This is a genomic window from Brevibacterium sp. 'Marine' (assembly GCF_012844365.1).
Lineage (GTDB): Bacteria > Actinomycetota > Actinomycetes > Actinomycetales > Brevibacteriaceae > Brevibacterium.
Window position 1 is genome coordinate 3,184,053 of the sequence record NZ_CP051626.1, and the last position, 12,314, is coordinate 3,196,366.

A 12,314-nucleotide genomic window follows, 5' to 3' on the forward strand; every position below is an offset into this window, starting at 1 on the left:
CCGTCGGGTAGTAATTGGGTTCAGAAGAGGCCGGTGATGTTGCCGTCCTCGGTGACGTCGATCTTCAGCGCTGAGGGTTCGCGCGGCAGGCCCGGCATCGTCATGATGTCACCGGCGATGACGACGATGAACCCGGCGCCGGCCGACAGCCGCACGTCCTTGACCTCGATGATGTGGTCGGTCGGCGCCCCGCGCAGGCTCGCGTCCGTCGACAGCGAGTACTGGGTCTTCGCGATGCACACGGGTGCGTCCCCGTTGCCCTCCTCGGTGAACTGCTTGAGCTTCCGTTTCACCTTCGCCGGCAGGTCGACGTCCTTGGCTTGGTAGATCCGCTGCGCGATCGTGCGGATCTTGTCCTCCAGGGGCTGGTCGAGTTCGTACGAGTACCTCGCCGAGGCGGCCGGATCCTCACGTGGCGGGCGAGTTCCGGACGAATCGTGCGGCCCTTCGCCTCGATCTTCATCACGAATCGTCCGGAACTCGGCGTCGCCGCCGTTCGACGCAGAAGCCCCAGCCCCAGCACCAGCCCCGCCCGCAGCCTCGACGACCGCTTCGGCCAGCGCCAGCGCACCCTTGCCGCCATCGGCCCAGTGCGTGGACTCCACGGCCGCAATCCCAAGACCATCCAAATGGCTGATCGCAGCGGCCATCTCCTCGTCGGTGTCCGTGGGGAACCGGTTGAAGCACACGACGGGCGTCAGTCCGTAGATCTCGCGCAGGTTCCGACAGTGCAGCTCAAGATTGCTCATCCCCTCGAGCACCGCCGATACGTCAGGAGAGTTCACGTCGGCGACGTCGACTCCCCCGTGGTATTTCAGAGCTCGCAGCGTCGCGACGACGACCACGGCAGACGGCCAGATTCCAGCGGTGCGGCACTTGATGTCGAGGAACTTCTCGGCCCCGAGGTCGGCACCGAACCCGGCTTCCGTGACGACCCAGTCCCCCAGCGCCAGCCCGGCCTTGGTGGCCAGCAGGCTGTTGCAGCCGTGGGCGATGTTCGCGAACGGTCCGCCGTGGATGAAGGCCGGCGAATGTTCCAAGGTCTGCACGAGGTTCGGTGCCAGAGCGTTGCGCAGCAGCGCAGTCATCGCCCCCGCTGCCCCGATGTCGGCGACGGTGATCGGTTCCCGCCCCCTACTGTGGGCGAGCACGATCCGTCCCAGGCGTTCCTTGAGGTCAGCCAACGAGGTGGCCAGACAGAACACGGCCATGACCTCGCTGGCGACGACGATGTCGAATGCATCCTCGCGGGGCACTCCCCCGTTGAGTCCGCCGAGTCCGACGACGACTCCCCGCAGCGCGCGGTCGTTGAGGTCGACGACCCGGCGGAGGTGGATGCGCCGCGGGTCGACGTCGAGGCTGTTGCCGAAGTGGATGTGGTTGTCGAGCATGGTCGCGGCGAGGTTGTTCGCCGCTGCGATGGCCGCGAAGTCGCCGGTGAAGTGGAGGTTGATGTCCTCCATCGGCACGACCTGGGCGTATCCGCCGCCGGCCGCCCCACCCTTCATCCCGAAGACCGGACCCATGCTCGGCTCCCGAAGCGCCAACACGGCCTGGCCGACCTCGGGGTTCGACCGGGCGAGTTCGTTGAGTCCGTCTGCCAGGCCGATGCTCGTCGTGGTCTTTCCCTCACCGGCCGGGGTCGGGCTCATGGCGGTGACGAGGATGAGTTTGCCGTCCGCGGCAGTCTCGGCCGCCCGATCGAGGACGTCGATGGGCACCTTCGCCTTCGTCCATCCGTGGGGAATGATGTCCTGCGCGTCGAGACCCAGCCCAGCGGCGATGTCGACGATGGGATCGAGCTCGGCGCTGAGCGCAATATCCATATCTGTGGTCATAAGGCCATCATGCCCGTTCTGCGAGATTTTGTGACCATCACCGCCCCGAGAATTCGCGCAATGTGCACTGAGTTCCGCCCACCGCAACATTCCCCTCGCCGAGGCGGCCGACCGTCCCGTCCCCATGCGGCCCGCTCACCCCGCATAGTCCGAGCACTCCGGACACCGGGTCATGAGGTCGTGCCGACAACCGCGAACGTGGAGGAGGAACTTCTCCGCTGAGTCGAGCGATGTCCGCTGTGCCCGAATCGCCGACAGGCGAGTCGCAATCACCTCCGCACGCCCCGCCTCACCGCGATGCAGGATCGCCCGGATCTCGGCAAGACTCATGCCCACACCCTGACACGACAACACGATCCGGCACCGGCTCAGATGCTCGGCCGAATACTCCCGGTGCCCGCTCGCGGTCCGGCCCGGCACGACGACGCCTTCGTCCTCCCAGTGCCTGAGCACATGCGCAGCCGTTCCCAGCTGCGCTGCCGCATCCCCGATCCTCATGAGACCATGATGACACCTTGATTTCAGGTTGACCTGAAGTTCTACCGTCGTTTCATGACGACGCCGACCGACCGCAGTCCCGCCATCCGCACCATCACTGACCGCATCACCCTCAGCGACGGCGCCGAGGTCGCCACCACGACACTCGAACCGAGCGACCGCGACAACGATCAGGTGCGCCTCGGCGAGGTCATCATCTGCCACGGAACCCCCTGGTCATCGCACATGTGGCTGCCACTCGCCCGCGAACTTGCCCGGCATAGTCGAGTCCGCCTCTGGGACATGCCCGGCTACGGCGAATCGATTCCCGCCACATCCGGCGAGTCGATCCCCGACCCGGTCGGAACGTCGGCACAGCCGACGGACGATCCCCTCGCCGAGGCGACCCTCGCCGTTGATCTCATCACCCAACGTCGTCGTCTGGCCGAGCTCATCGACTGCTGGACCATCTCGGATCCCCACGTCATCGCCCATGACATCGGCGGCGCCATCGCACTCGGCGCGCACCTGCTCGAAGGCAGTGATTTCGCGTCGCTGTATCTGCTCGATGTCGTCACCCTCGACCCATGGGGCTCACCGTTCTTCCGCCTCGTCGCCGAGAACGAAAAGGTCTTCGCCACCCTCCCACCTCGCCTCCATCGCGCACTGGTCCGCGAGTACATCGCAGGGGCGGCGGCCACGACAGCCGACCAATCTCCGTCGAGCGAAAGCCGTTCGAACCTCAGCGACGACCACATCGTCGACCTCAGTGCGCCGTGGTGCACCAACGCGGGTCAGCCCGCTTTCTACCGGCAGATCGCCGCGCTGCGTCCCGAGCACACGGCACCCATCGTCGACCGCCTCGGCGAAGTCCGCTGCCCGATCCGCATCGGATGGGGTGAGGACGATCCGTGGATTCCCGTCGACCAAGCCGATCGCCTCGCCGAGGCGCTTCCCCACCGTCCGCACGTGACCCGGTTCCCGCGCGCCGGGCACCTCGTCCCGTTCGAGGCACCGCACGACCTCCTCGCCGACGTGACCGCATGGCTCGACGGGTGAGAGACGTGTGCGCGAAGATGGCGGTATGCGCGCATTCGACGAGCTCGTCACCGAAGCACAATCCGCCGATGTCACCGGCTGGGGATTCGACTGGCTCGACGGACGCGCCACCGAGGAGCGACCACCGTGGACCTACTCGACGCTGCTGGCCAGGCGCCTGTCGACGGCGACCGCGGCCCTCGACATCGACACTGGCGGCGGTGAGGTCATCGACGAGGCACCCGTGCTGCCGCCGCGCATGGCCGTGACCGAATCACACCGCCCCAACATCGCCGTGGCCCGCCATCGGCTCGGCCCGCGAGGTGTCGATGTCGTCGAGGCCGACCCGCACAGGTTGCCGTTCGCCAACGGCAGCTTCGACCTCGTCACCTCCCGACACCCCGTGGATCCCGCGTGGTCGGAGATCGCCCGCGTGCTCGTCCCCGGCGGCACCTACCTCGCCCAGCACGTCGGCCCGGCCTCGGCCTTCGAGCTCATCGAGTTCTTCCTCGGACCGCTGCCGGAAAGTCGTCGCTCACGGCACCCGCAGACCGAATCCGACGCCGCCGAGGCGGCCGGGCTCACGGTCGAAACGCTGCGCACCGCACGCTGCCGCATGGAGTTCTTCGACGTCGGCGCGATCGTCTGGATCCTGCGCAAGTGCCCGTGGTGGGTACCCGATTTCACGGTCGCCGACTACCTGCCACAGCTGCGCGAACTCGACTCGCGGATGCGCAGGGGCGAGCCCTTCGTCGCGCATTCGACCCGGCACCTCATCATCGCGTCAACGCGCTGAGGCACCTCCTCACGTCGAAGCGCTGAACCGCCTCGTCGCGAACAGCTCACCGAGCAGAAACGCCCACCTGGAATCGGTCCGGCACTTCACCGGCGCCCGTGGCGAGGTCGGCTGCGAACTCTCCGAGCAGCGGCGCGAACTTCGCCCCGTGCCCCGAACAGGCCGAGACAAGAACGAGACCGTCGACCTCGTCGATGACAAAGTCCTCGGTCGGCGTGTTCGTGAACAGGCACGTGGTCTCCGCGTACGGCTCCGGAATGAGTCCCGGCAGATTCCGCTTCGCATAGTCGATCATCCGGGTCCGCATGTCCTCGGTGATCTGTCCGTCCTGGTCAAGCGCCGATCCGATCACCTTCCCACCGTTGAACTGGGCGAACTTCTGCCCCGCATAACCGGCATCCCGACCGCCGGGAAGTCCGTAGGTGAATATCTCACCGGATTTGTGGATGAACGTCGGCCAGGGTGTACTCGGCCGCCCGTCCGCTCCGGCGTCGCGGTAGGGCATGTGGAAGGCCTGCTCCTGCCGCACTTCGAATCGCGGCAGCGCATCGAGGAACGCCTGCGGAAGACCAAGATCGCCGAGGAGGGCGGGCAGCCACCCGCCCGCCGCGACGATGACACGGTCGCCCTCGACGACTTCGCCTGTCGCCGAGGTGACACGGAAGCCGCCCGCGGACCGTCTGGCCACCTCGGTGACCGTCCAATCGGTGAGGATCCGGGCCCGCCCAGTGTCCATCGCACGGTCGAGCATGGTCGTCACCGTGGTCTCGGCGTCGATGACGCCGGCATCGGGGTGCCACAGGACGTCGGTGTCGAAGACGAACTGCGGCCACCGTTCGGCGGCTCGTGCCGGATCGAGGATCTCGTACTCGACTCCGACTGCCTCGAAGATCTTCGCGAGCAGATCCGTGTGCCGGGCATCGCCGAAGTCGAGCGCTCCCGTTCGAGTGATGAGCTCGGTCTCCGACTTCGTCTCAAGGTCATCCCACAGTTCCCGGGCGCGTACAACAAGTTCGGTGTAGAGGCGATCCGGGTAGGCATACCGGAAGATGCGGGCCGAACCGTGAGAGCTGCCTCGGTCGTTGGCCGGAGTGTGCCGTTCGAGCACGGTGACGTCCTCGCCGCGCGCGGTCAGGGAATATGCGGCTGCGGCACCGGCCAAGCCCGCTCCGATGACGATGTGGTGGGTCATAGCTGCGCTCCTGTTGGATGGGCGTGATCGGTCGGCCGCGCCCGATCGTATCTACTGCAATTCGAGGTCGGTCACGCAGGTGGGCCCATCGCTTCTCGTCGAGAATTCGGTCGTTCCGGTCTTGCCCTCGGCGGTGATTTCGATGGTACCGGTGATGTCGGATGGCACCCAGAAGCCCACGAAACCGTTGTCGAAGGTCGTCGTCGAGTCATCCACCACTGTTTTGCCTGTCGCCGAGTCGGTGATCACCACGTCGACGTCCTTCCCGCTCAACTCACCGAGACAGGTCGTGAGGCTGTGGTAGAAGCAGTCGTGCGTCTCATCGACGAAGGGAGCGATGGACACATAGCTCTTCCCTTCCGGCAGTGCCATCGTCGCCTCGTGCTGCCCGTCGGTGAGGACGAGCTCGTCCGGCTGCACCGAGGCCATGAGGTCGGTGGGCCTCTCGTCGACAGGCAGGCGATCGAGATGATCGATGACTCCGGTGACGTCTTCGTCGGCCAGATCGAGATCCGCAAGCAGCGATTCGGCCGAACCCGGCTGCACCGCCGCGGACTCTCCCGATGCAGTGGATGACCCGCTTTCCTGCCCTGGAGCCGAACACCCGGTCAGCGCTAGAGCCAGGGCCGTCGCACCCAACACGAATTGCGTCGTTCTCATATATCTCCCCATGTCACTACGGGTGCAGAGCACCTCTGCCGTCTTGGCAATCATACCCTCAAGGGGTATAGGGTGATCGTGGCGGGCCCAAGGAATGGGATGCCCTCAGATACTCTCATCTTCCGCCGAGCGAATCCGACGCGATCGTCTCACAGAATCAGGAGACCACTCATGAAGAAGCTCACTCCGACCATTCGATTCACTGCAGTCGCCGCAGCACTCGGACTGGCACTGGCGGGTTGCTCAACCGCGAATGACGACACCCGAGAATCCGGCGGCGAGGACTCCCACGGCAATCACGAATCCGCCTCGAATGAAGCAGGCGGGGCCGACCACGAAGATACGGACAGCAGCGAATCCGGACACGAATCGGGCGGACATGAAGGACACGCTGCCGACGGCGGCGACCCACCGGAGGGAATCACGAAGGCCGCCGACCCGAAGTTCGACGTCGGTGACACAGTCGTCCTCTCCGCCGACCACATGCCGGGCATGAAGGGCGCCGAGGCAGAAGTCTCCGGCGCGTTCGACACGACAACGTATTCGATCAGCTACACGCCGACCGATGGCGGAGACCCGGTCGAGGATCACAAGTGGGTCGTCCACGAAGAGCTTGAGGATCCGGGCAAAGCGCCACTGAAGAAGGGCGCGAAAGCCACCGTCACCGCCGACCATATGCCCGGAATGAAGGGCGCCGAGGCGACCATCGACTCCGCGACCGACGAGACCGTCTACATGGTCGACGTAAAGACAGATGAGATGGAGATGACGAACCACAAATGGGTCGTCGAAAGCGAGATGAAACCCGTGGAGTGAGGCGTGTTCTCACCAGGTCCGTCCGAATCGCGCGAGGCAGTGCCAGACCTTCTTCAGCTGCTGCCCATCGAGGTTCCACTCGCGGAGGGCGCGTGCGACATGGATGGGTCTCAGCTGCGCTGAGTTCCCCAGAACCTCGGCGATCCGCTGTGCGAGCTCGACCACGTCCTGACCCCGATACTCCGGATACGCGGCGATTTCGGCAACCTCGGCGACATAGCCCGGATGAGTCTCGACGGCGAGACCGCAGCGGTCCGCCGTCTCCAGCACCGCATGATCGTCGAAGCTGGGATCGACGACTAGTGCCTCAACGTCTCCGGGTACCATCACCCCACCGTGGACATGAGCCTCGATGTAGTGATCGAGACGGTCGCGACACAGACCACCTCCGGGCGCAACGGCCGCGTCGTCTGCCGACTCGTCGCGACGAAAGTCGGCAATGAGTCCCATGCGGTCAGCAACCCCGAAGAGCTCCGGACCGAAGGTGCTGTCCGGGTAGGCGAACGACGCTCGCGCAAGGACCTCCGGGCGAAGCCTCAGGTAGGCCGGCCCGAACCGCGGTGCCGGCCCATAGGGGTCGCCGTCGAGGTCAAGGGCCCCATAGATCGGTCGTTGCTGCACGTCCACTTGGTCATAGGCTCCGCCGAATATCCGCCGCTCCCAATGCCATCGGTCACCACCGGGAAAAGCGGTCAGGCCCCCATTGCTCGTGCCAGTGACGAATTGGGACACGTACTGCCCACGATCAAGGATCGATGCCAGGACTCCGGTCCCCGAAGCATCGGCACCGGGATGGAAATGCAGTGCCACACGCGCCTCGGCCGGCAGGCCCTGTCCCGCTGCGGAGCGAGCTCGGACCCAGTCGATCGCTGCGGCGGATGGGTCCGGCTGGTTCATCATTCCTGCTCGGGCAGCATCCCTGCGGCCTCGACAGCGCTGCGGACGATCTCCTCGAGACCGAACTCCGCCTTCCAGCTCAGCAGGGCCGAGATCCTGGTGACGTCGGCGACCAGTGCCGGCGGGTCACCGGCACGACGCTCGCCCATGTCGGGGACGATGTCACGGCCGGTCACCTCGGCGATGGTGTCGATGACTTCCTTCACCGAGGCACCGGTTCCGGTACCGACGTTGAACACGGTCTCCGTGGTGCCGCCGGCCTTCATGTAATCCAACGCCGCGATGTGTGCCTCGGCGAGGTCTCTGACGTGGACGTAGTCGCGGATGCACGTGCCGTCGGGAGTGTCGTAGTCATCGCCGAAGATGATCGGCGCCTTGCCGCCCTTGAGCCGTCCGAGCACGATCGGGATGAGGTTCATGACGGCGGTGTCGGCGAGGTCGTTCCAGCCGGCGCCGGCGACGTTGAAGTAGCGCAGCTTCACGGCGTTGAACGTCGTCCCCCGCATGGCCGAGGCGGTGATCTGGTTGTCGATCATCCACTCGCCGATGAGCTTCGTCTGACCGTAGGGATTGATGGGCCGGCAGTCGAGATCCTCAGGCACCATGTCGACATCGGGCATGCCGTAGGTCGCGGCCGAGGAGGAGAAGACGAGCGATTCGATGCCGGTCGCTTCGACAGCGGCGAGGATGTTCGTCAGGGCGCCGATGTTCTGCCGGTAGTACATGACCGGTTCCTCGACGGACTCGCCGACCTGCTTCTTCGCGGCGAAATGGATGATCGAATCGACGCTGTGTTCCCTGATCGCGGACACCAGGCGCTCTTCGGCATCGGCTGCGGCCAGGTCGAGGTCGACCACGGGCAGGCCCTCGACGCGAGCGTCGATGCCGGTGGAGAAGTCGTCGACGACGAGCACATCGTCTCCGCGTTCGGTGAGCAGCCGCACCACGTGCGAACCGATGTAGCCTGCCCCTCCGGTCACCAGAACTGCCATGCGCCGAATCCTCCTTCGTCTCGTCGACACGTCTGTATCAGAATACGCGTAAGGGTGTCGGAGTTCAGATTCGGCCTGAAAGCCCAGTGAGGAAAGCGTCGGAATTCGCCGTCGCCCTGGCCAGGAACAGTCGGCCCTGCCACAGTGGGAAAATGCGCATCCTCCTCATCTGCGATCCCGGGCCCCCGAGCCGCCGTGTGGCCTCGTTCAAGGACGAGTTCGCCGATCTCCTCAGACACGATTTCGAGTCGGATGTGACTGTCGATATGTGCACAGAGGCGCTCCGCGTCCAGGCCGACCACCAGCTGGAGCTGTCGACTCTCGACGCGATCGTCGACCGCTATCCTTCGGCGGACCTCGTCATCATGCTCACGGACATTCCACGCCACACCCAAGGCAAACCACTGATCGCCGAGGTGCTGCCTGCGCGCAACGTCGCTGTGATCTCCTGCCCCACTCTCGGGGCACTGACGACGAAGCGCCGGCTGCTGAAGATCTATATGAGCTGCGTCAATCAGCTCCTGCCAGACGGGCATCTGCCTGCGAAGACGCATCGCCTTCCGCGCTGGGGCCGGTGGTCGAGCCGATCCGAGTCGGGCCGCCGCACCCTTCATGCCCATACCTTCACGGGCGGAACTCGCCTCGTCCTGGGCATGACGATGGCCAATGAGCCGCTGCGGATGGCCCGCAGGCTCTCGCGTGCCATGGCCGCCGCTGCCGCCACAGGGGCGTTCGGCATCTTCTACAGCTCCATCTGGCAGATGTCCCACCATCTGTCTACCGCTCGTCTCATCTCGATCGGCGCCATCGCCATCGCAGTCATGGTCGGCTGGCTGATCACGATCAATCGGCTCTGGGATCGCCCGGTCAATGAACGCCTGGCACAGGTGGTCTTCTACTACAACCTCTCCACCGTACTCACACTCGTCATCTGCGTGACGGGCCTCTATGCCCTGTTGGTCGTGGGCATCCTCGCCGGAGGGCTCATCGTCATCGACCCCGAGTTCATGGCGCAGACGATCCACCGACCCGAAGCCCGCCTGACGAACTACCTCGACATCGCGTGGTTGAGCGCGGCGATGGGCGTCGTCGCCGGTGCACTCGGCTCGAGCTTCGACAGTGATATCGACCTGAAGAATCTCACGCACGCCCAACGTCTGCGTTCCCGCGTCTACGTCGCCCAGGACGACGAGTCGGGCACAGTCTGACAGGGGTTACGTCCAATCGGCAACGGCGTTATGGTGGCCACAGACTCCGGAACCAAGCGAAACCGGAGCGATTGGAGCAAGCATCATGACACAGTCAGTGACAGTTCCCGACCCGCATGGCTCAGAGAAGACTACTCGCGAGAACGCCGAACACGGCTTCATCGCCTCCGACGCCCTGACCAAGAACCTTCAGACGGTTTTGGTCGACTTCATCGCCTTGAGCCTCACCGCCAAGCAGGCGCATTGGAATATCGTGGGCACGAACTTCCGTGACCTTCACCTCAACCTCGACGAGCTCACCGACATCGCCCGCGCGGGCAGCGATGAGATCGCCGAACGGATGCGTGCCCTTCATGCCTCCCCCGACGGTCGCCCCGCCGTGATCGCTGAACAAACCGGGCTACCGGAGTTCCCGAACGGCGAAATCAGCACCCACGACGCCATCGATCACATGGTCGCGTCGATCGAGGCGACCGTGGCTTCGATGCGTGACTGCCACGACGAAGTCGACTCGGCGGACCCGACGACCGCCGACATCTTCCACAGCTACATCGCGCAGCTTGAGCAGCAGGCCTGGTTCATCAGCGCAGAGACCCGCACACCCAAGTGAGCCACTGAGCTGAACCGCTGCTGAAACAGTTCGGGCCGCCTCCCCGTCGTCACGGTCGGGTAGGCGGCCTTTTGTCGTCGACGCCCGGAACCGTCATCGTCGGCCATCGATGATCGCGACGAGGTGTTCGGCAATGGCCAGCGCCGAGGTGGCTCCCGGGGAGGGCGCGTTTCTTAAGAACATCGTGGCTCCCGCCCGATCGATGACGAAATCATCGACGAGTGTGCCGTCCCGGTTCATGGCTTGGGCGCGGATTCCACGGGTGGCACGGTAGCCGTCTGCCCCGTCGAGGGAGGGGACGTAGCGGGCTGCCTCGGCGACGAATTTCTCGATCGAGAGCACTCCGGGCAGTTCACGGGCCGCGGTGGCCATGTTGCCGGCGGCGAAGCGCCAGAATCCGGGGTCGGCGGCCACGGCCAGCGAGTCGGGGATGTTGAGGCCGAGACCTCGGTAGCCTTCGCGGGAGAAGGAGAGGAAGGCGTTAGGCCCGATCATCAGGCCGCCGTCGATGCGGCGGGTGACGTGGACGCCGAGGAATGGGTACTTCGGATCCGGGACGGGGTAGATGAGGCCGTTGACCGCGGTGCTGTATTCCTCGTCGAGGATGAAGTACTGGCCGAAGAAGGGCACCACGGTCGGGGTGCGATTCTGACCGGAGCGCGCGGCCAGCCGGTCGGATTGGAGGCCGGCGCAGACGATGACGTGGTCGAACTCCTGGGCGTCGACCGGGGTGCGGACGACGGCGGTGTCACCGGTGGGGCCGCCTCGGTGATCGATGGTTTTGACCGGGGTGGAGAAGCGGACGCGGCCTCCGTGGGCGCGGAAGTCGGCGACGAGGGCGTCGGTGAGGCCGGGGTAGTCGATGATCGCGGTGTGGGGTGAGTGGAGGGCGGCGAGGCCTTCGGCGTTCGGTTCGATGTCGCGCAGTCCGTCGCGGTCGATCAGGGCGATGTCCGGTACGCCGTTGGCCAGAGCGCGGTTGTGGATGGCGTGGAGGCGTTCGACTTCTGTCTCGTCGGTGGCGACGACGACCTTGCCGCATTCGTCGAAAGCGACATTGTGGTCGTTTGCGAAGTCGCGGATGAGGTCGACGCCGCGGCGGCAGAGCGTGGCTTTGAGGCTGCCTGGCTCGTAGTAGAGACCGGCGTGGACGACTCCCGAATTGTGGCCGGTCTGGTGGGCGGCGGGGTGGTCTTCTTTTTCGAAGAGGGTGACGTCGGCGGAGTCGTGGCGGCCCAGGATCTCGCGGGCGACGGCGGCTCCAATGATGCCGGCTCCGACCACTGCCCATCGCGTGTGTTTCGCCATGTTTCAACTCCCTCGTCGATCTCCGTCGTTCCTGCCGTTGGACTCGACTGTAGATGCTGGCGAAGCGTCACCATCGGTCCGTCCACACCGCGGAAGCCGTGACCTTGCCGCTGACGGCTTGGTCACGGGTCGACATCGCAGGCAGCTCTTTAAATCTCAATTTGTGACAAATGGACGCAACACAATGACTCGGTCATGACTGTCACATCGTGCGGAGCCTTGAATCCACCTGTAATCGTCAGGCCTGTGAACTGGACTTTTGTCGGCTACAGCGCCCGCGAGATCTGGCTGACAGGATTTCACAACGCCCGCCTACATCTACTTCAACGTAACTATAACGACGAGGTAACTTTTCTTGTGATTCACTGATTACTTTTTCATTACTCCGTAACGTTGTGAGCGTCCTGTCAGGAAACTGCCTGTTTCCGTCCAGGCCGCGCCTGGACCTGATCAGGGTCTGAACGATGTGGAGAACCATGAGA

The 12,314-nt window shown here is 64.9% G+C and carries 12 protein-coding genes; 5 read left to right on the forward strand and 7 right to left on the reverse strand.

The genetic code is table 11. The features are described 5' to 3' along the window. Positions 1-20 precede the first annotated feature (20 nt). The gene (locus HF684_RS14305) at positions 21-1,838 is read right to left on the reverse strand and encodes a formate--tetrahydrofolate ligase (RefSeq protein WP_169253005.1); all 1,818 of its coding nucleotides are present in this window, start codon (positions 1,836-1,838) and stop codon (positions 21-23) included. A 135-nt stretch (positions 1,839-1,973) separates the two neighbouring features. Further along, the gene (locus tag HF684_RS14310; RefSeq protein ID WP_169253006.1) at positions 1,974-2,336 is read right to left on the reverse strand and encodes a MerR family transcriptional regulator; all 363 of its coding nucleotides are present in this window, start codon (positions 2,334-2,336) and stop codon (positions 1,974-1,976) included. Between the two features lie 54 nt (positions 2,337-2,390). Here HF684_RS14310 and HF684_RS14315 point away from each other — a divergent pair, with 54 nt between their 5' ends. Together HF684_RS14315 and HF684_RS14320 are read left to right on the forward strand one after the other, a co-directional pair. Next, positions 2,391-3,374 (forward strand): alpha/beta hydrolase, encoded by a 984-nt coding sequence (locus HF684_RS14315; protein WP_169253007.1) that lies wholly within the window; start codon positions 2,391-2,393, stop codon positions 3,372-3,374. Between the two features lie 25 nt (positions 3,375-3,399). Continuing rightward, positions 3,400-4,149: a class I SAM-dependent methyltransferase gene (locus HF684_RS14320; RefSeq protein ID WP_169253008.1), complete on the forward strand. Its 750-nt coding sequence runs from the start codon at positions 3,400-3,402 to the stop codon at positions 4,147-4,149. Between the two features lie 46 nt (positions 4,150-4,195). Here HF684_RS14320 and HF684_RS14325 read toward each other — a convergent pair whose 3' ends face one another. Both HF684_RS14325 and HF684_RS14330 read right to left on the reverse strand, forming a co-directional pair. Continuing rightward, positions 4,196-5,341 carry an FAD-dependent oxidoreductase gene (locus HF684_RS14325; protein WP_169253009.1) on the reverse strand — a complete coding sequence of 382 codons (1,146 nt, stop codon included), beginning with the start codon at positions 5,339-5,341 and terminating at the stop codon, positions 4,196-4,198. Positions 5,342-5,392: 51 nt separating this feature from the next. Then, positions 5,393-6,001 (reverse strand): CueP family metal-binding protein, encoded by a 609-nt coding sequence (locus HF684_RS14330; protein ID WP_169253010.1) that lies wholly within the window; start codon positions 5,999-6,001, stop codon positions 5,393-5,395. Positions 6,002-6,172: 171 nt separating this feature from the next. Between HF684_RS14330 and HF684_RS14335 the strand changes: the two genes are divergently transcribed. Next, positions 6,173-6,817: a YdhK family protein gene (locus HF684_RS14335; RefSeq protein ID WP_169253011.1), complete on the forward strand. Its 645-nt coding sequence runs from the start codon at positions 6,173-6,175 to the stop codon at positions 6,815-6,817. A gap of 9 nt (positions 6,818-6,826) precedes the next feature. Here HF684_RS14335 and HF684_RS14340 read toward each other — a convergent pair whose 3' ends face one another. Both HF684_RS14340 and galE read right to left on the reverse strand, forming a co-directional pair. Further along, positions 6,827-7,714: a DUF3626 domain-containing protein gene (locus HF684_RS14340; RefSeq protein ID WP_211168003.1), complete on the reverse strand. Its 888-nt coding sequence runs from the start codon at positions 7,712-7,714 to the stop codon at positions 6,827-6,829. After that, positions 7,714-8,706 carry a UDP-glucose 4-epimerase GalE gene (galE, locus tag HF684_RS14345; RefSeq protein ID WP_169253013.1) on the reverse strand — a complete coding sequence of 331 codons (993 nt, stop codon included), beginning with the start codon at positions 8,704-8,706 and terminating at the stop codon, positions 7,714-7,716. Before galE ends, HF684_RS14340 begins: the two co-directional genes overlap by 1 nt. 152 nt (positions 8,707-8,858) lie before the next feature. Between galE and HF684_RS14350 the strand changes: the two genes are divergently transcribed. Further along, complete coding sequence (locus HF684_RS14350) at positions 8,859-9,914, forward strand: hypothetical protein (protein ID WP_169253014.1); 1,056 nt, start codon at positions 8,859-8,861, stop codon at positions 9,912-9,914. Between the two features lie 85 nt (positions 9,915-9,999). Continuing rightward, positions 10,000-10,524 carry a DNA starvation/stationary phase protection protein gene (locus HF684_RS14355; protein WP_169253015.1) on the forward strand — a complete coding sequence of 175 codons (525 nt, stop codon included), beginning with the start codon at positions 10,000-10,002 and terminating at the stop codon, positions 10,522-10,524. A gap of 93 nt (positions 10,525-10,617) precedes the next feature. Here HF684_RS14355 and lhgO read toward each other — a convergent pair whose 3' ends face one another. Continuing rightward, positions 10,618-11,832, reverse strand: coding sequence for an L-2-hydroxyglutarate oxidase (gene lhgO / locus HF684_RS14360; protein ID WP_169253016.1), 1,215 nt, complete (start codon positions 11,830-11,832; stop codon positions 10,618-10,620). Positions 11,833-12,314 lie beyond the last annotated feature (482 nt).